The following is a 19,599-nucleotide window of genomic DNA, read 5'->3' as shown; positions in this document are numbered from 1 at the left end:
TTGAAGCAGCGCGTGGTGCAGGAAGAGGCTGCCCGTGCGGAGAGTGTCAAGGCGCTGGAGCAAATTCAGGCGCAATTCACACAGGCCCAAGCCCAGTTGCAGCAAGAGCGCAGTGGGCTGCAGCAACAAATCGAACAGTTGCAGGCTCAGGGGCAAAGCCGCACGACGGCCTTGCATGAGGCAGAAAAACAGCTCATTGGCCTGCAGGCCAAGTTTGAAGCGAATCAGGAGCGGCTGGAAGAGGCGAACAAAAAGTACCGGGATGCGACCGAGCAGGTCAGCAGCTTGAAGCAGCGCGTGGTGCAGGAAGAGGCTGCCCGTGCGGAGAGTGTCAAGGCGCTGGAGCAAATTCAGGCGCAATTCACACAGGCCCAAGCCCAGTTGAAGCAAGAGCGCAGTGCGCTGCAGCAGCAAATTGAACAACTGCAGACACAGGCCCGTCAATTGGATGCTGCCAGTCACGAATTGGAAAGCGCGAATCAAAAATACCGTTTTGCCACTGAGCAAGTGGACAAACTCAAGCAGCAACTGTCTCAGCAAGAAAACGCTCGTCTTGCCGCAGAAAAGCGGGTCAAGCAAACCGCAGTGCAGCTGGAACAAGCCAATCTGAAATACCGCAAGATCACGGCAGAAGACGTACCCAGCTTGAAAAGCAAACTGGAAGAAAATTACGCGCTCAAGCGTGAGCAGCAACATGCAATAGAACAGCTTAAGCTTGATGCAAGGAAAAGCAAGCAAGCACTCTCCGAAGCTCATGCCAAGCTGCAAAAGTTGCAGCAGCAGAAAATGGCTGCAGATCAACAAGTGATCAAGACACGTGCCAGCCTATCATTTCAATTGGGCTACCTGCTCATCGAAAATTTCAAGTCGGTGCGCGGAATCATCAGCTTGCCGGGTGCCTTATGGGCGTGGCGCAAAGAACTGCTCAAACGCCGTGCACAAAAGAATCAGCGCCAGAAAGCTCTGGAAGTCGTTGTACCGGCCAAACCTGTGAAGGTAGTGGTCGATCAAAAACCGGCCGCACCCGAAAGGCAACAGCTGATTGCTTTGCAGCCCGTGTCAGTGCTTACACAAAATGCCCCAGACGCCTCGGTGTCTGCTACTGCGCCAGTTAAAGACCCGCATCACCTCAAAGTGGCGTGCATCATGGACGAGTTCACTTTCGGCTCGTACCAACCTGAATGCACGACGCAACAGCTCACCCCCGATCACTGGGAAGCGGAGCTGGCGGCATTCCAGCCAGAGTTGTTGTTTATCGAATCCGCATGGCGCGGCAAAGATGAGCTGTGGGGCAGCAAGGTCGGCCATACCAGCACCGAGTTGCAAGGCATCGTCGCCTGGTGCCGCACGAAGAATGTGCCCACTGTTTTCTGGAACAAGGAAGACCCGGTCCATTTCGAAACCTTCTTGACCACCGCAAAACTGTTCGATCATGTCTTCACGACAGATATCGACTGCATCCACCGCTACAAGGCGGCCCTCGGCCATGAGCGCGTGTATTTGCTGCCCTTTGCCTGCCAGCCGGCCAACAACAACCCGATTGAAACTTACGACCGCAAAGACGCCTTCTGTTTTGCTGGCGCCTATTACGCCAAATACCCCGAACGCACGCGCGATTTGGGTAACTTCGTGGAGACCTTACCCGCCTTCCGTCCGCTGGAAATTTACGACCGCAATTTTGGCAAAAGCGACCCTAACTACCAGTTTCCCCCTGAATACCAGCCCTACATTGTTGGCACATTGCCGTTTGACCAGATTGACAAGGCCTACAAAGGCTATCGCTACGCGATCAACCTGAACTCCATCAAACAGTCGCAAACCATGTTTGCCCGCCGCGTGTTTGAACTGCTGGCGTCCAACACCATCACCGTCAGCAATTTCTCGCGCGGCGTGCGCTTGTTGTTCGGCGATCTGGTCATCACCACTGACAGTGGCAGTGAAATGGTGCGCCATCTCAACAAGGTGGCAAACGATGACGTGCACGGCCGCAAGCTGCGTCTCGCCGCTCTGCGCAAGGTCATGCAAGAGCACACCTATGCACAGCGCATGGCCTATGTGGTGTCCAAAGCCACGGGCCAGGGCACCCTAAACACTCTGCCACATATCGCGGTGATCGCCCTGGCAACCACCAAGGCGGAACTTGACAGCATCCTGGTGCATTACCAGCAGCAGCGCCACGCACACCGCAGCTTGCTGGTGGTGGTTTCGAACGGCATGGAGTCGCTGCAACCCATGGCCACGCCGGGCATACATTTTGTCCCAGCCGCTGAGATTAAAGGCCAAACCCTGCGCTCTGTCGTGGGCGAAGCACAGTGGGTTGCCGCCATGGTGCCAAAAGACTATTACGGCCCTAATTACCTGCTCGATATTGCTCTGGCCACACGCTACAGCGGGGCCGACATGATTGGTAAGGCCGCGCACTTCACTGGGATTGATGGCGCAACCGCACTACAGCAGCCTGATGCCGCCTACAGGCCAGCCAACAGCCTGCCGGCTCGCTGCGCGGCAACCCGGATCCAGACAGTGGCAGATGTTTTACTCGCCGAATGGCTCAGTGGCCTGCCTGAGCGGCAACTCACCACGGACAACGGCCTTGCCATTGATGAGTTCAACTATTGCCGCGACGGCGCTGAACCGGCCCTGCGCGAACAGGTCACCGCTAGCGTTGACGATCTGCCAGGGCTCAACACCGGCATCGGCATCGATGAACTGTTGATGCGCGCAGAACGTATTGCCCCTGCCACCACGGGCCACGATGAATCCCCCGTATTCACTGGCAAACAGCTGGCATCCAACTTCGGCAAAGCACCCAGCGCAGCCATCCAACTGGGCGTGGAATATGACCATTGGCGCATTGATTCCAGCTTGCCCGACGGCAAGCATGAATATCTGTACGCCACTACTGAGCACAGCCTAAAGGCGCTTGGTGTCGACAACCAATTCAAGTTTTATCTGGATGTCACCCCAGGCCTGAACATTCAGTTGGTTGTCGTGTTTCTTGATGCTCAAAAGCAAAAGATCAGCCACGCTATCAAACACCCCAACCGCAATCAGCAGGTCGATATCCCGGTGGGTACCTCCAGCATCCGCTTTGGGCTGCGCTTCTACGCCGGTGGTAGCGCTGAAATCAAAGGGCTGGTGCTAGGACACCGCAACTTGCAGCCGTCCGAAATGATTAGCCAGGCAGAGCACCTGGTGCTGACCAATCATTACCCCTCATATGAAGACCTGTACCGCAACGGCTTTGTGCACAGTCGCGTGCGCGCCTACCGTGAGCGTGGTGTCAGGTGCGATGTGTTCAGGTTACGTACAGAAGAAGCCGTCTCATACCACGAGTTTGAAGATGTCGATGTGATCAGCGGCTCGCAGGAGGTGCTGCACAAAATGCTATGCAGCGGCCAATACAAGAGCGTGCTGGTGCATTTCCTCGATCCAGCCATGTGGGAGGTGTTGCAGCACCATGTAGACCGCATCAAGGTTGTGGTGTGGGTGCATGGTGCAGAAATCCAGCCTTGGCATCGCAGAGACTTTAATAACGAGACCGAAGAGCAGCGCACCGTCGCCAAGATGAAAAGCGACAAACGCATGGCATTCTGGCGTGAACTACTCAAAGATATACCAACCAATCTGAAGCTGGTATTCGTGTCGAAATGGTTTGCTGAGAATGTCATGGAAGATCTGGGCTTTCGCATTTCGGAAGACCATTACTCTATCATTCACAATCCTATCAATGCTGATTTATTCAGCTACGAGAAAAAACCGGTTGAACAGCGGAAGAAAATACTTTCTATTCGCCCTTACGCATCAAAAATCTATGCCAATGATTTAAGTGTAAAAGCTATCCTGGAGCTTTCAAAGAAATCATTTTTTAATGATTTAGAGTTCCGAATGATAGGAGATGGGCCGTTGTTTGAAGAAACCTTGGCACCGTTGCGCCAATTTAGCAATGTCTATATAGAACAGCGTTTTCTCACTCAGAGTGAAATTGCAGCACTCCACAAGGAATATGGTATTTTCTTGTGTCCTACTAGAATGGATACGCAAGGAGTTTCAAGAGATGAGGCAATGTCGTCAGGTTTAGTTCCAATTACAAATAGAGTTGGTGCTATTCCTGAGTTCGTTGATGAAATTTCTGGGGTATTAGCGCCGGAGAATGACGCTATAGAAATGGCAAATGGGATTGAACGTATATATCTAACCCCTAATCTCTTTGAGAGTATGTCTGCGATTGCTGCAAAACGTATTCAAAAGCAGAGTAGTTCTAGCTTGGTTATTCAATTTGAGATAGAACTTTTTCAAAGTAAAAACAAGCAATAAAAATGAGTTTAGTAAGCGAAATATCCAGTACATTACTAGCAGTAAAAGATGTGCCTCAAGATCTTCGCGATCCTGTGTGTAAAAGTTTGTGTGATAAGCTTACCAGCCTTATGTGGAAAGTTTTGGTGAATAATTTAGATGAAGGGGATATATCTCAGGCGAATTATGTAAGTGCTATGGAGAAAACCTATTATTTTCCCCATTTGGGATCAAGGGTTTATGAGTTGGCTGTTTTTCATGGTATGAAATCAAATTTAATCCGAGGGGAAGATCCTAGTCTTGCTCTCGGGAAATATGATTCGATGTTGGATTTATCACCACCAACAAAATCTAATCTTTTGTTTAAAGGTTGTATTAATTATAAGGCCTCTGGAATAAAGGAGGCTCAATATTATTTCTTGAAGGGTAATCAAGAATATATTGAGGGTAGTATTGTCACTAGTTTTTTTTCGTACTCAAGAAGTATTTGTCCATTTGATGGCGCGGATATTATTCGGGATTTTTCTCTTCAGAAAAAAAAGACTAAATACGATAATGGCTGGTGGATTCTTGTTTCGGCCGATTCAAAATATATAACTCGATTCTTAAATAACTATGCTTTGTCAATAAAAAATCACACCACAAATGTTGGCTTGCATTTGCACTGGATTGATAATTCAGAGAATTTTGATGAGAAATCTTCTGCTGAAGACGCAATTAATTTTGCAAGAAATTTACTCGGATCTAGATTCGATGTAACAAGGCAGGATTGCCCGAAATTTAGAGATAGTCGAACTTTTTTTGCTAACTCTAGATTTTTAATTGCAGCAGAAGTGATAAAGAATAAGAGGGGTTTAATAATTACAGATATAGACTATCAGCTCATAGAAAATCCTGAAAAATTTATCGATTGGTGTGAAGAAATAGATATTGGTCTTCAGGTGAAGAGTGAGAATTTAATAAACTCATGGTTTCCATGGTTAAAGGTTTTGGCTGGAACTGTAGTGATTAACAACACGCCGGTTGGGAACGCGTTTTTACACATTTATTCTGAACTTTTTAAAAGTACATATATTCATCAAGGATTTAATTGGGGGTTGGATCAAAATATTCTTTGTGCTATTTACGATAGATTTAAAGATATTTGGTTAATTGGGAATTCATTCGATGTAAGCAATCCATTTAATGTTCCTTATGAAATTAAGAAAATAACAAAATAAAAAATCATGTATCTCACATTATGCATGGGTGATTATTTTTTAAGAGCTTTGCTTCTAATATTAAATCTCTATTTATAGTTATTAAAAATGTTCCCTGAAAAAAAAATAAATTCTCAAGTGCTTTTTATTTTTGGCAGCTGTGTTAGTCGCGATATATTAAACTTTGATGAATTGAAAAATTTTTCGTTGATTGAATACTATGCACGGAGTTCATTTGCCAGTGCGTTTGATAGTTTTCCAATTCATGATGTCTATTCTGAAAATTTAAATTCACCTTTTCAGCGTAAGATTGTTCATGCGGACTTGACGAAAAAACTTGAAAATATTATTGAAAAATCGCAGTTCGATTATTTATTGATAGACTTAATCGATGAGCGCTTTGATATTTTTGTTTTCCAATCTGGCGCTGTGTGTACGGTGTCGAATGAGGCTGTTGCAGCTGGTTTGGAGTGCCTGCCTGATAATGGGCGTATCGTTAAATCGGGAAGTGAAGAATTTTTCAGGCTCTGGGAAGGTGGGTGGAGCAGATTTGTTGGAATTCTGAAGAAGCTTGGTAAGCTCGCCTCTCTTCGGGTTAATCGTGTTTATTGGGCTGAAAAAACTGAGAGTGGAGGGGATTTCTCTCCCCATTACAGCCTGCGTGGGATATCTGATTCCAACAAATTTCTCAATCGTATGTACGAAAGAATAAGGTTGGATATTGAAGATTCGCAATTTCTTTGTTTTGAAAAAAAATTGATGATAGGTTCTATAAATCATCAATGGGGGCTGAGTCCATTTCATTATATTGATGACTACTATCGACATGCCTTGAAGTTACTTGTTAATAAAGATATGCACCCTCCTGCGCTGCTTTCTGATCGTTTTTTAGAAGACTGGGAAGAATTTTCTTCTTCCTCCAACGTTATTGATTTGACTTCTGTTTCTGGAAATTGCATTTCCAGATCGCTTGAGACTCATATTGAGTCTGTTTTTGAAGGGGAAGAGGGTACTTATCAATTTCGATTCAAGTTGCCAAGTTCGCGGTTAGGAAATGGCGTCAGTGCACGGTTTCGATTGCGTGGCTGGAATTCTCTGCGTTACGTTGGTATAGGTTATACGCATGAAAACGCTTTCCGACACGTAAAGATTACGAATGCAGCCCGAGATCAATGGATTGAATTTTCTATTGGTCATGGCGATATTGCATTTGGTTTGCAAAATGGATGGGAAAATCCACCTGCAACTCAAATTAGTGATATACGTATATATATAAAAGGAAATCCTGGAGCTGATAGAGCAGCCCTCGATGTCGAGAAACTCTGGTGCTGGCGGGAGATGGAGTCAAAGCCGGAAAAATGGTACGAAGATCATCAAAATAATAAAAATTCACGTTCTGTAGAGGAATTAGAGAAAGTATCACCACAGTTGCTTGATGTTGTTTTTAATTATTTGAATAAGTGTTTTCGCACGGCAGAAACACAAGCCCAGTTATTCTTGACAGAAGGAAATTGCCCACTTTATGGCGAAACTGCATTGACGTGGTCTGGCGAACAGGCCTTACCCAAGGATCTCGGTAATGTGGGAACCTACCAGTTTTCTTGGCATGCGCTGCACCCAGCAACGATTTTGATGATTTTTGCACGAAAGAGTGGAGAATTGGCACCGCTATTTGCAGCCCGGGAATTCATAACCAATTGGCTGGATCGTAGTTATTTTCAGCCAGACCAGAACAAAAAGTTCGCATGGTATGACCACGGTACGGCAGAGCGGTTGCTGGCCATGATTCTCATGTGGGCGGTGGGAGTGGAGCACAAGTTCGATTACCGATTCATGACGCGATTGCGATCTGCGATTTTCCGGCATGGTCAATTGCTCGATTCAGAGCTTTTCTACGCTTCGCACCAACCAACCCGATATCACAATCATGCTTGGTTTCAGGATATCGCTTTGATGGCGACGGCTTTAGCGATGCCAGATTTTCCTTGTGCGAGTCGATGGTTAGAAACGGCTCTTGCGCGGCTGACGGATCAATTGGATACGCTTATTGTTCGTGACAATGGATTTGCCGTTTTTATTGAAAACTCGATTGGCTATCACCAAGGTGTACAACGAATTGTTGAATTCGCAGGTGATCTCGTCACACTGACAGGCCGTGATTCACATATACCTGATGTGGCGCGTGAGCTTTCAGAGTTTTCGAATTTTCTGCGTTATCCAGACAATAGAGCTCCAGCGCAAGGAGATACTTTTCGTCGCAGCAATGCATCGGGCTCTGATGTGCGCCGCAGCAAGGCATATGAAAACCCGGTATGTGCCATTTTGCCAAATGCCGGTTATGGCATCGTGAAAGGCAATCATGACGGTATTCCCTTTATGCTGACTGTGTTTGCTACCTCACTGTGTCGTACGCACAAGCACGAGGATAACCTTTCCTTTACCCTGTTTTTTGACGGAATCGAATGGCTGATAGATCCGAGCTTCTATTCGCATGAATACAAGGCGCCCATCCCAGCATACCTACGCTCGGCCGTGGCGCACAATGGACTTGCTATTCCTGGGTTCGACTATTCGATTGAACCAGGAGTTGCAAAATTGGATGGAAAAACAGATGGCAGCGAATTTTTATTGAATGGTGAACATCATGCCTACGAGAATATAGTAGTGAAACGCGATATTCGTGGTTGTATTGATCGCCTTGAAATAGATTTTCTTGATATTGCGAAAACAGAAGAAAAAAATGAATCAGAAGATTTGTTTTTAATGTTTCATTGCGGTGAGAAAGTCCATGTTATTTTGCATGGACAAGATATTATTCTTTCGCATCCAGATTCCAGATTCCAACTCATGCTCCGCTTGCCAACAGATCAATGCCATATATCTTTTAATGAGGATGAGGTCGCTCCAATTCGTGGAATTACGGGGATAGGATTTATGCAACACACTGCCATCAATACAGTGACATGCAAGGTTCCATTTAATGAATTTTTGCCATGGAGTTTGCGTGCATCACAGAAAATAATCGATGACTGTGCAGCCCAATAAGACTATTGCTGCATGCTCCTAGGTTTTTCGCACGCAAAATTCAGTTTACTGTTTAGAAAATGAATAAAAAATTGAAAGTAGCTCTGGTTTCAGATGCATTAACACGTGCTTGCTTGGAGCCAGAGGTTACTGTGCGTGACGTTACTGCGCTGAACTACAAACTGTTGTTCAAATTTTGGAAGCCTGATCTGCTCTTCGTCGAGTCTGCATGGAATGGTTGCCGGAACGCATGGAAGTTCAAGATCGCCGCCTACCCGGACTACCCTGAGCGCAACAACCGGGCGCTGGCGCGCATGGTGGCTTGTGCCCGTGATCTGGGTATTCCTTGTGTGTTCTGGAACAAAGAAGATGGCGTTCATTTCGACCGCTTCATTGACAGCGCGAAGATGTTCGACCATATCTTTACCGTCGATGAAAACTGCATTCCGCGCTACCGTACCGTGGTTGGGGAAGGGACTACGGTAAATACCTTGATGTTTCCCGTTCAGCCCAAAACCCATCATTTCACCGGGTTCCAATTTAAGTACCACCGTGCCAATTTCGTAGGCAGCTACAGCCATCATGTGCATGATCGGCGGCGTTATTGGCAAGACTTGATGTTTGGCGCTGCCAGTGACACCGGTCTAGGCCTGACGGTGGTTGACCGCAACTCTGATCGCAAGTCGTCCAACTATCGCTTTCCCAGTGCGCCTGGGCTGGAGGTGCGGCCTGCGCTGCCGCATGACCGTACGGCGCAGATCTACAGGGATTACCTCGTCTCGCTGAACGTGAACACGATTGAAGATTCTGCAACCATGTATTCACGCCGCCTGGTGGAGATACTGGCCTGTGGCGGCATTGCGGTGACGAACCCCAGCCCTGCGGTAGAGCGTTACTTCAAGGATTTCTGCCATGTGGTGCACGATGCGGATGAAGCGGCTGATCTGTTTGCCCGCCTTAAGCATGGGCCATCAGCGGATGACCTAGGTCGCGCTGAGGCGGGTGCGCGCTATGTGCTGAACGAGCATACTTGGGCGCACCGGCTGGCAGAAATAGTCCGCGTGGTAGGACTTTGAGGACTTTGATGGCCCATTCAGTAGTTCACATACCGATCTGGAGCGTTGGGCTATGGCGTTTGTCTAGGCTGGATGCGTTTTTGGGGCAGCCAGTGAAGTTTTCTTTGCTGCCATGGGGACATGAATCGCAGACATGCTGGGTCGGCTGGGGAGAGAAAGCCAGCCTAAGACGGGCTGCGCGATTTGCACAATGTGCAGGCGGTGCTGTCATTCGATTAGAAGATGGTTTTTTACGCTCATTTGGCACGGGGCAGGATTTTCCGCCGCTAGCCCTGGTGCTCGACGATACGGGTATTTACTACGACTGTACCCGGCCCAGTGCGCTGGAGCTTCTACTGGCCAGCGATGCCGATGTACTGCAGCCAAGCGCTCAAGCTGTGCGCCAGATTCGGATCCAGTTTCTGAAATCCGCGCTCAGCAAATACAACCATGCACCTGATGCTTCGCCACAGATGCTACGCCCAGACGATGCGCAGCGTGTGCTGGTGGTGGATCAGACGGCTGGCGACATGAGCGTGGCATTGGGTGGAGCGGATGCCGCGACCTTTGATGCCATGCTGGCGGCTGCGCTGGCCGAGAACCCCGAAGCTACGATTTACGTCAAAACGCACCCAGAGGTCAGTGCTGGGCACAAGGGGGGCTATCTGACTGCCGTGCAGCCGAGTGAACGTGTGGTGCTGTTACGTGAAGCGGTGAACCCGTTGTCACTGATCCGCCAGATGGACAAGGTGTATGTGGTCAGTTCCACCATGGGGTTTGAGGCTTTGCTGGCTGGTAAACCGGTAGCGTGTTTTGGAGTGCCTTGGTATGCCGGCTGGGGTGTGACGGATGATCGACAGCCAGATCACCCCGCAATGGCGCGTCGCTCCGCAGGCACTGGGCGGTGCCGGTCAGTGGACGAGCTGTTTGCTGCAGGCTATCTGCACTACACACGCTATCTCAATCCTGAAACGCACCAGCGTGGCAGTATTGAGGATGTGATGCGCTGGTTGCAGCGCCAGCGGAGCGTGAGCCAGCGCTTTGGTGGTCGCATGATCGTGGTGGGTTTACGGCGCTGGAAGGCGGCGAATGTCCAGCCCATGCTGTCGCTGCGCCCTGGGGCCGTGCTGTTTGTGAAGAACACGCAAGAAGCAGCTGCTTTGCAGCCTCAAGGTCAGGACTGCTTGGTTTGCTGGGGGCGTGTGCCGCCGGCGGGGCTCGAGAGTCTGGCGATGCAGTCTGGTGTGCGCCTGCTGCGCATGGAAGATGGATTCGTGCGCTCCGTGGGGTTGGGATCGGATTTGATTCCACCACAGTCTTTCGTGTTGGATGCGCGTGGCATTTATTTCGATCCCAGCCAGCCATCCGAGTTGGAAGACATGCTCAACACCCGTGCATTGACGGAGCAGGATATATGCCGTGCACAGGCGGTGCGGTCCTTCATCATTGAGCATGGCATCACCAAGTACAACCTGGAGCCTTTGATACCTGTGGATTGGCCTTGCGGCGGCAAGCCAGTGGTGCTGGTGCCGGGCCAGGTGGAAGACGATGCATCCATCCGGTTTGGTTGCGATGCTTCAGGGGTGTGCACCAATTTTGGGTTGTTGCAGGCTGCGCGCAGGCAATTTCCGGACGCCTTTATTGTTTACAAACCGCATCCGGATGTGGCCAGCGGCAATCGTCGTGGAAAGATGGCTGTCCATGAGGCTTTGAATGTGGCGGACCATGTCGAAGTCCAAGCTTCGGTGGTCAGCTGCATTGAAGCCTGTGACGTGGTGGTCACCATGACATCGCTGACTGGTTTTGATGCCTTGTTGCGCGGCAAACGGGTGGTGGTGCACGGTCGACCTTTTTATGCCGGATGGGGGTTGACCGAGGACCAACTGGCAGTGCCACGACGACACAGATCACGCAATCTCGACGAGCTCGTGGCATGTGCCTTGCTTCACTATCCCTTGTACTGGGATCCGGTGCTCAAAGGCTATACCACTTGCGAAGCTGTATTGAGTCAGCTGTTGGAGCAGCGCGAATCGCTACGTGGAACAGGGCGATTGCAAACTTTGCGAATCGGCTATGTGCGACGCCAGTGGAGAAAAATAGCGGTTTTGGTTCGAAGTTTGCGGCGTATACGATGACAGGTCTTTACATAAACCAGGCCTTGAAGCTACGTAAAATCCCGCATGCAAAAACGCGTTCGATGTTTTCAGCGCTTTATGTTGTATGGCTTTCAGATCTGGATGCCTGTCCAGCGCTTAATTTTATAAAACCCATTCCATGAATTTGCCGAGCTTTGCCGGTAAGCGTGTGCTTTTCTTGCAAGGGCCCGTCGGACCATTTTTCTGGAACTTGGCCAAGGACCTGCAGCGCAAGGGGGCCGAAGTCTTCAAGTTCAATTTCAATGCCGGGGATTGGCTGTTTTATCCGCGCGGCGCGAATGCATTTCGCGGCGACTTGGCGCAATGGCCTGACGTGTTGGAAGCCTTCATGCGCGACCACCATATTGATGTGGTGCTGCTGTTTGGTGATTGCCGTCCGGTACATGCGTGTGTCAGAGGGCTGGCCCAGGAATTGGGTTGTGCGCTGGGTGTGTTCGAAGAAGGGTATCTGCGCCCAGATTACGTGACATTCGAACCCGTGGGGGTGAACGGGAACTCGGTTTTTGCCCAAAGCCTTGGTCCTTGGTTGGTGGAGCAGGCCATGCGCCCGCAGTCGACCTTAAGCAGTGCGACGCAGCAACTGCCGGAGGCTATTGCCGCCAAGCCTGTGGGTAATACTTTCTGGCATGCCGCCATGTGGGGTATGGCCTATTTCTTTGCGGCATGGCTGGGCCAATGGTGTTGGAACAATGCCTTGCACCACCGGCGGATGACGGTGCTGGATGCGCCTTGGTGGTGGCTGTCGTTCGGCCGCAAAGCCTGGTACAAGCTCAAGGAGCGAGGTGCTGAACAGCGTTTATGCCAGGAGCAGCGCGGGCAGTTCTTTCTGGTGCCGCTGCAGGTTTACAACGACGCGCAGATTACGGTGCACTCGGACTTCAATTCGGTGTGCAATTTCGCGGATTATGTAATGCGCTCTTTCGCCAAGGCCAGGGTGTCGGAGCAGTCCGATGGAATTCCGGCCGGTGGTGTTTCAATCAAGGACGCTATTTTGGTCTTCAAGCACCACCCTATGGACCGTGGCCATCGAAACTATGGCAAGGTCTTGCGCAGGTTGACGCAACGTTATGGATTACATGGCAAGGTGGTGTACATCCATGACCAGCACTTGCCGTCGTTGCTGAAAGCCACGCGCGGTGTCGTGGTCGTCAACAGCACAGTGGGTTTGTCGGCTTTGGGTCATGGTGCGCCCGTCAAGGTCTGTGGAACGGCCTTGTACGATATTCCAGGCCTGACCTTTCAAGGTCGGCTGCGTCAGTTCTGGCACTTAGCCGGCCAGGCAGTACCCGATAGCCAGGAGTTGCTGCGTTTCAAGCGCGCTTTGATTCGTCGCACCCAGCTCAATGGAAGCTTTTACCGCAAGCTCCAGGACGTTCCATGGACATGTGGCGTTGCGCTGGATGGACAGATGGCCGAGCGCTTGTGGCCCCAGGAGGTGCCGGAAGCGCGTCACCCGTTGCGGGCGCAAGAGGTCGCCAACGATCGAGTGTCTACGCAGACTCAAAGCGTCCACCACCCAAAGCTGCTGCGCGTAGAGCAATCCATTACAACGTCAGTGCCCGTTGCACGCCAATCCGAGGTCTAGCGCGTGCCGATTGAAAAAAATGTCGCTGCCACACAACCAGTCTGCGAGCGATTGACCGTATTCGTCGGCGGGTTCGACCCTCGCGGTGCGCGCCACTACCACCAGTTGATGCGCCGTGAAGCGGATAAGCAATCGTGGGTGGCTGATGTCCGCTATGAGGTGGGCTCACGTTCGCGCTGGGCTCCCGGAAACGTTGCGGATTTGCAGCATTCCATATGGACAATTTCTGCTGGTCAAGGTGCTGATAGCGATTACCTGTTTCTGGATTGGTCGGATTTGGTGCGTCGACACTGGCCTCAGCACACATGGCAGGTCGTGGCCCAAGCTTGGCGCACTTATATGTCCGTATTCAAGGTGCGAGCCACACTGCCACCAGTGCACAAAGAAACGCCTTATGTGCTGTGGACACTTGCCTATCCCCTGGTGTACATGCTGCTGTGTCTGTTGATGGCTTTGGCTGTGCTGATGGTGGGACCTGCTGTTCTTGCTGGATGGCAGGGCTGGCTGCTTGGCTGTCTGGCTGCAGGTTTGGTATTGCTTGGGGGCTACAAGCTGGACCAGCTGCTGCATGTCAGCTGGCTATTGCGGATCCTGAACTTTAGCCGTGGGGCTGGACAACACCCGGTGGAGGGCCTGGATGAGCGATTGGCCACCACTGCGAATCTGGTCGCCGAGCAGTTGCAACAGGCGCGCTACCGCGAAGTGGTGGTGGTGGGTTTCAGCGTTGGGAGTGTGATGGCTGTGTCGTTTGTGAAGGCGCTGCGACACAGGCTGCAAGCAAGGCCAGACGGGCTTCAGCGTGTGAATTTACTAACCTTGGGCAACTGCATCCCATTGTTCACGCTGATGCCTCAGGCGGATGATGTCTTGCGTCAGCAGTTGCTTGCGTTGGCGCAAGACCGTGATTTGTATTGGGTGGATATTTCGTCACCCAGTGACAGCGTGAGTTTTGGCATGTGCAATCTGGTGGCATTGAGCTTGCCCCAGGCACAGCCTTCCGATTTGAAGCAGTGTGTCAATCCACGGCACATGTGCTCTCCGCGGTTTCACAAGCTGTTTCACCCTTCCACATACCGTTGGCTGCGCCGTAACAAGATGCGCATGCATTTTCAGTACTTGATGGCTTCCGAGTTGCCTGGAGCCTATGACTATTTTGCGATGCTTACCTCCAAAGGCCTGTTGATGGAATTCATTTCGAAAAGATTGGTGCGATGAGTCGTTTTTGTCCTGCTTACCCCAAACCCCATCCTGAAAAAGCGTCCAAACTGCGGATGTTCTGGCATGCCCGGCGTTCCTGGATGGATGCGCTGTACGAGCGCAGCTACACCATGCAGATGGGGGAGGTGCATTTGCCGGGCGTGGATTTGTACATGCTCAATGACACTGAGCAGGTCAAGCGTGTGATGCAGACCGAGGCAGAGCATTTCCCCAAGAGCCGTCTGTTACATGAGTCGCTGGAGCCGCTGCTGGGAGAAAGCATCTTCACCACGAATGGCGCGCAATGGCAGCGCCAGCGGACGATGATGAACCCTGCGTTTGAGCAGGCGCGCCTGCACGTTGCTTTTCCGCGCATGCTCGATGCGGCCACGGCGATGCTGGAGCGGCTCGATGCCCTGAAGGATGGTGAAGAGTACGACATCGAGGTGGAGATGACCCACGTCACGGCCGACATCATCTTTCGCACGATTTTTTCAGAGCCCATGCAGGGGCCAGATGCACACCGCGTGTTCCACGCTTTTGCGCGTTACCAGGCGTTGGCGCCCAAGCTGATGCTGCCCGCCTTGTTTGGCGTGCGCTGGGCTGCATTGCCTTGGCACCGCTGGCGCAGCCGCCAGGCCGCCAAGGAGATTCGCAGCTTGTTGCGCGCAATGGTGCTGCCCCGTTATGAGGCACATCAGCGCGGTGAGATTGACGATGAGCCCAAGGACATTCTGGCCGCTTTCATGATGGCCAAGGATCCGCAGACAGGGCTACCTTTCGATTTCGACGAGCTGGTCAACCAGGTCGCCATGCTGTTTCTCGCTGGCCATGAGACGTCTGCCAGCGCCTTGACATGGTCCTGCTATCTCCTTGCCAAATCTCCCGAGGTGCAGCAGCGCGCTTTCGAGCAGATCGATGCAGTGCTGGGCGATCGTGCTCCGGCGCAAAGCGATATGAAGAGCTTGCCGCTGGTCTGGAACATCTTTCGCGAGGCCCTGCGGCTATTTCCCCCTGTGGGCTTTTTTGCACGCGAAAATACGCAGGCATGTCCCATTCGTGGCAAGCAGGTCAAGGCAGGCAGCACCGTGGTGATTGCGCCCTGGTTGCTGCAACGCCATCGCAAGTGGTGGGCAAACCCCGATGATTTTGATCCGGACCGCTTTGACCAGGAATCCAGCAAGACCGCCATCAAGCACGCTTACATGCCGTTCAGCATGGGGCCCCGCGTGTGTTTGGGCGCCGCTTTTGCCTTGCAGGAAGCTGTGCTGATCTTGGCGTGCCTGTTGCGTCGCTTTGAGTTGCAGCCTGTGTATGGGCATGTGCCCCAGCCGGTCGGCCGGTTGACGATCCGTTCCGAAAACGGGGTGCGCCTGAAACTGCGCAAGCGTTGAGCGGCAATACCAGCTTTGATGAAAGATGAGGAATGAAGGAGCGTTTGGCAGGCTTTGCCCTGATGTGTGCAATGGTGCCTTTGGCCATCCTGGGATATCTGGTGCTGTGGTGGGTGGGCTTGTGTGGCAGGACTGAGCGTGGGCGTGCAGGCGTGCGTGCACTGGATCATTTTGTGAACGCCACCGTGTTCAACGGTTATGCATGGGAAAGCGTGTCTTCCCATGCCTGGCGCGAGAGAGAGCAGCGCTGGGCACGCACGGTGATCTGGATCACCGATCGCTTTCAGCAAGGGCACTGTCAGCGCGCCAACAAGCGTGAGCAGCCCATCGTGGACCTGGTGCTTAAAAAGGGCCTGGAAAAGCAGACGATCCGATGAATGTCAGCCGATGGGCCGCGGTCAACCGTTTATGCCCATTCACTCTTTACACCCCTGGTGCCGCACTCTGGTGCGGCTTTTTTCATCGAATCTGTCATCGGGGAGTGTGGCTTCAGGCCAGCACGCACCCCAACCCGGCCGCCAGCGCCACCACCGCCACAGGCGGCAGTCGCCACAGCAGCAGACCCAGGTAGAGCAGGGCCACTCCCACATCCAGCAGGCTGCCGATGGCGCTGGTGAGCACCGGGTGGTACCAGGTGGCGGCCAGGATGCCGACCACCACGGCATTGATGCCGGTGACGGCCTGGCGCATGTGCGGGCGTTGCCGCAACTGGGCCCACAGCGGCAGGGCGCCGGCCACCAGCAAGGTTGCGGGCAGGAAGATGGCCAGCAGCATCAACAGGCCGCCCATCCAGGGTGACCACGCCGGCCCCAGCGGCAGCAGCGCACCCAGGTAGGCGGCCAGGGTGAACAGGGGGCCAGGCACGGCCTGGGCCGCCGCGTAGCCGGCGACAAAGCTATCGGCCGCGACCCAGCCGTTGGGCACCACGGCCGTTTGCAGCAGTGGCAGCACCACGTGGCCGCCGCCAAACACCAGCGCCCCGGCCTGGTAGAAGGCCGCAAACGCCTGCAAGACGGTGTGTGGCCACAGGGCTGCAGCTACGGGCAGGGCGATCAGCAGCAGCGCAAACAGGTACAGCAGGGCATAGCCGGTGCGGCGCGCCCGGCTGGAGGTGGGCCAGGCGCTGGTGATGACGGGGGACGCGACGGGCTGGCGCAGCAGGGCCGCGGCGGCGCCCAGGGCGATCACGCCCAGCTGTACGCTGGCCTGGGGCCAGGCGAGTAGGGCGGCGCAGGCCACGACAGCCAGGGCGCGGCGCCACAGGTCGGGGCACAGGCTGCGGGCCATGCCCCAGACGGCATGGGCGACCACGGCCACGGCCACCAGCTTGAGTCCGTGCAGCAGCCCGGACTGGGCCAGGTGCGGGGCGTGGTTCAGCCCCACGGCCAGGGCCACCAGGGCCAGCGCCGAAGGCAGGGTGAAACCCAGCCAGGCCGCCGCCATGCCGGCCCAGCCGGCGCGCCATTGTCCCAAGGCCATGCCGACCTGGCTGCTGGCCGGGCCGGGCAGAAACTGGCACAGCGCCACCAGTTCGGCATAGTGCGCATCGCTGAGCCAGCGCCGGCGCTGCACGAACTCGGTCTGGAAATAGCCCAGGTGGGCGGTGGGTCCACCAAAGGACGTCAGACCCAGTCGCAAAAAAATGGCAAACACTTCCAGCGTCCTGCGCCATGCAGGGGTAGGTGGGGGCGGCGTGGTGGGTGGACGGGACATGGCAGACGGTAGTGCGCAAAAGCGCCGGAAAGAGGGGGCACGGAAAGTGCACGATAGCCTGCGATTGTGACGCGGCGGCGTCTGCGGCGCCAACGGGCACCGCGCTGGAGCGCGGCGGCCTTCAGTCGGTGGCGCTGGGCTGGCGCTGCTTGAGGCGCTGGCCCACCGCGAGCACCAGGGCCGCCCCGCACACCGCCGCGATGTACTTTAGCGCCGGATACTGCTGGCTCACGCCCAGCAACAGCTGGTCGTTGACGATGGTTTCCCCGGCCACCCAGCCGATCAAGGCCGCGCCCACCAGCACGATCCAGGGGAAGCGCTCCATCAGGCGGATCATCAGCGTGGAGCCAAACAGCACCAGCGGAATGCTCAGTGCCAGGCCGAAGACCAGCAACACCATGTCGCCCTGGGCCGTGGCGGCGACGGCGATCACGTTGTCCAGGCACATCACCAGATCGGCCAGCAGGATGGTGCGGATGGCGGTGAACATGCCCGCGTTGCAGTGGGGCGCTTGCGAGCTGGTGGCGCTGGGGGCGTCTCCCTGGAGCAGGCCCACGCCGATCCACAGCAGCAGGCAGCCGCCCAGGATTTCGAGCAAGGGCAGCTGCATCAGCTGCGCGGCCACCACGGTCAGGGCCACGCGCAAGGCAATCGCAAACCCACAGCCCCACAGGATGGCCTTGCGTTGCTGTTCCGGGGGCAGGGCCCGTGCCGCCAGGGCAATCACCACTGCGTTGTCGCCGGAGAGGATGACGTCGATCCAGATGATCTTGAAGATGCCGATCCAGAAATCGGCCGTCAGCAAAGTGTCCATGGCGGTCAGTGTAGGCATTCGTTACAACCGCGCTCCAGCGGTCACGGCGATGCATGCGTGCCGGGCATGGGCTTGCGGCCCTTGCTTTACAAACCGCAGCAAGCGGCGCATAAGACCCGCGCACACCGCCCTGGATACGCCGTTGCTCAGCCTTGTCGTACTACTTATACGGCCTGCGGCTTCGCTCCTCGTCTCAATCGCCAATCGAAGATGTGCTGGGTGGTGTTGGCAGCGCTAAGTGCGCGCGCGTTCTTTGTGAGGGGCGGAGCCCGGCATGCCGAAGTCCATGGACTGCCGTTTTGATGAAAAAGTGAGCAGTCCAGGCAGTTTGTGCATAAAAAGTTTCGTTTTTCGCTGTGGGTGTCCAAAACTCGCGGCATAATCTCGGCTTCTCTCAAGGGGAGTCGCCAAGTTGGTTAAGGCACCGGATTTTGATTCCGGCATGCGAGGGTTCGAGTCCTTCCTCCCCTGCCAGATTAGTTCTGGTCTGCATAAGCAGGTCAGAGCGCCGTAGGGGAGTCGCCAAGTTGGTTAAGGCACCGGATTTTGATTCCGGCATGCGAGGGTTCGAGTCCTTCCTCCCCTGCCAAGACATCCAGCCCAGTTCGTTCAAGCGAACTGGGCTTTTTCTTTGTCTGCACGGTTCAGTGCGCGCTGCCTGGCCCAGGTGTCGCGTGTGGCACGGCCGTAGAGTGGTAATTCCCTGTCTTTGGGGTCAAATTGGCCTCTGGCCCTTGTCCAGTGCGCGTCAATAGCTATGAAAAAAGGCTCCTGTCGGAGCCTTTTTTGTGTGCGGTTTGTGCACGACCGGGGGCAGGGGACTCAGGCCGCCACCAGCTCGACGGTGTAGCCCTGGCCCGTGGCGATGATCTCGAACAGGCGGTCGATGTTCGGATGGCTGCCGGGGTCCTGGCGGGCCGACTCCGTGTGCTCGGCAAACAGTTCCAGCCCTTCCTGGGCGGCGGCCGCGTTCAAGCTGCCGTGCTTGGCGGCCAGGGCTGCGTACAGGCGCAGCGAGCCGGCCTTGCCCGGCTGGTTGGGGATGACGGCGGCGACCTGGCCCTGGGCATCCATCAGGCGCAATTCGGCCAGGTGGTCGATGGAGGGCAGTTGCTGGAGGTTGTCGGCGAAGGCCATGCGGGCAGTCCTTATCAAAAATCAAAAGC

Annotated in this window: 12 protein-coding genes and 2 tRNA genes; 11 read left to right on the top strand and 3 right to left on the bottom strand. The window is 53.8% G+C overall.

Annotation, left to right across the window (positions count from 1 at the left end):
* Nucleotides 1-15: 15 nt before the first annotated feature.
* The 9 genes from FYM52_RS13225 (at nucleotide 16) to FYM52_RS13185 (ending at nucleotide 16,283) form a co-directional block, all read left to right on the top strand.
* Nucleotides 16-4,317: a glycosyltransferase gene (locus tag FYM52_RS13225; RefSeq protein ID WP_370513849.1), complete on the top strand. Its 4,302-nt coding sequence runs from the start codon at nucleotides 16-18 to the stop codon at nucleotides 4,315-4,317.
* A 2-nt stretch (nucleotides 4,318-4,319) separates the two neighbouring features.
* Nucleotides 4,320-5,516 carry a hypothetical protein gene (locus FYM52_RS13220; RefSeq protein ID WP_154164431.1) on the top strand — a complete coding sequence of 399 codons (1,197 nt, stop codon included), beginning with the start codon at nucleotides 4,320-4,322 and terminating at the stop codon, nucleotides 5,514-5,516.
* Between the two features lie 87 nt (nucleotides 5,517-5,603).
* Nucleotides 5,604-8,540 (top strand): DUF6270 domain-containing protein, encoded by a 2,937-nt coding sequence (locus FYM52_RS13215; protein ID WP_154164430.1) that lies wholly within the window; start codon nucleotides 5,604-5,606, stop codon nucleotides 8,538-8,540.
* A gap of 59 nt (nucleotides 8,541-8,599) precedes the next feature.
* Nucleotides 8,600-9,595, top strand: a complete 996-nt coding sequence (locus tag FYM52_RS13210) for a glycosyltransferase (protein WP_154164429.1) — start codon at nucleotides 8,600-8,602, stop codon at nucleotides 9,593-9,595.
* Between the two features lie 92 nt (nucleotides 9,596-9,687).
* Nucleotides 9,688-11,709 carry a capsular polysaccharide biosynthesis protein gene (locus tag FYM52_RS13205; RefSeq protein WP_370513848.1) on the top strand — a complete coding sequence of 674 codons (2,022 nt, stop codon included), beginning with the start codon at nucleotides 9,688-9,690 and terminating at the stop codon, nucleotides 11,707-11,709.
* A 139-nt stretch (nucleotides 11,710-11,848) separates the two neighbouring features.
* On the top strand, nucleotides 11,849-13,315 hold the full coding sequence (locus FYM52_RS13200) for a capsule biosynthesis protein (protein ID WP_154164427.1): 1,467 nt from the start codon (nucleotides 11,849-11,851) through the stop codon (nucleotides 13,313-13,315).
* Nucleotides 13,316-13,318: 3 nt separating this feature from the next.
* Complete coding sequence (locus tag FYM52_RS13195; RefSeq protein ID WP_162524718.1) at nucleotides 13,319-14,530, top strand: hypothetical protein; 1,212 nt, start codon at nucleotides 13,319-13,321, stop codon at nucleotides 14,528-14,530.
* Nucleotides 14,527-15,906, top strand: a complete 1,380-nt coding sequence (locus FYM52_RS13190; protein WP_154164426.1) for a cytochrome P450 — start codon at nucleotides 14,527-14,529, stop codon at nucleotides 15,904-15,906. The genes FYM52_RS13195 and FYM52_RS13190 overlap by 4 nt, the downstream gene beginning before the upstream one ends.
* A 32-nt stretch (nucleotides 15,907-15,938) precedes the next feature.
* Nucleotides 15,939-16,283, top strand: coding sequence for a hypothetical protein (locus tag FYM52_RS13185; protein WP_043383344.1), 345 nt, complete (start codon nucleotides 15,939-15,941; stop codon nucleotides 16,281-16,283).
* Between the two features lie 112 nt (nucleotides 16,284-16,395).
* Here the strand turns inward: FYM52_RS13185 and chrA are convergent, their stop codons facing one another.
* Both chrA and FYM52_RS13175 read right to left on the bottom strand, forming a co-directional pair.
* Nucleotides 16,396-17,619: a chromate efflux transporter gene (gene chrA / locus FYM52_RS13180; protein ID WP_154164425.1), complete on the bottom strand. Its 1,224-nt coding sequence runs from the start codon at nucleotides 17,617-17,619 to the stop codon at nucleotides 16,396-16,398.
* A 121-nt stretch (nucleotides 17,620-17,740) separates the two neighbouring features.
* Nucleotides 17,741-18,433 carry a TerC family protein gene (locus FYM52_RS13175; RefSeq protein ID WP_154164424.1) on the bottom strand — a complete coding sequence of 231 codons (693 nt, stop codon included), beginning with the start codon at nucleotides 18,431-18,433 and terminating at the stop codon, nucleotides 17,741-17,743.
* Nucleotides 18,434-18,830: 397 nt separating this feature from the next.
* Between FYM52_RS13175 and FYM52_RS13170 the strand changes: the two genes are divergently transcribed.
* Both FYM52_RS13170 and FYM52_RS13165 read left to right on the top strand, forming a co-directional pair.
* Nucleotides 18,831-18,907, top strand: a tRNA-Gln gene (locus FYM52_RS13170).
* A gap of 38 nt (nucleotides 18,908-18,945) precedes the next feature.
* Nucleotides 18,946-19,022 (top strand) — tRNA-Gln (locus tag FYM52_RS13165).
* 233 nt (nucleotides 19,023-19,255) lie between these two features.
* Here FYM52_RS13165 and FYM52_RS13160 read toward each other — a convergent pair.
* Entirely contained in the window at nucleotides 19,256-19,570 is a 315-nt protein-coding gene (locus FYM52_RS13160) for a DUF2322 family protein (protein ID WP_154164423.1), read from the bottom strand.
* Nucleotides 19,571-19,599 lie beyond the last annotated feature (29 nt).

It is taken from the genome of Comamonas sp. CAH-2, assembly GCF_009668305.1.
Taxonomy (GTDB): domain Bacteria; phylum Pseudomonadota; class Gammaproteobacteria; order Burkholderiales; family Burkholderiaceae_C; genus Comamonas; species Comamonas aquatica.
This window is presented reverse-complemented; position numbering and strand designations above follow the sequence as displayed.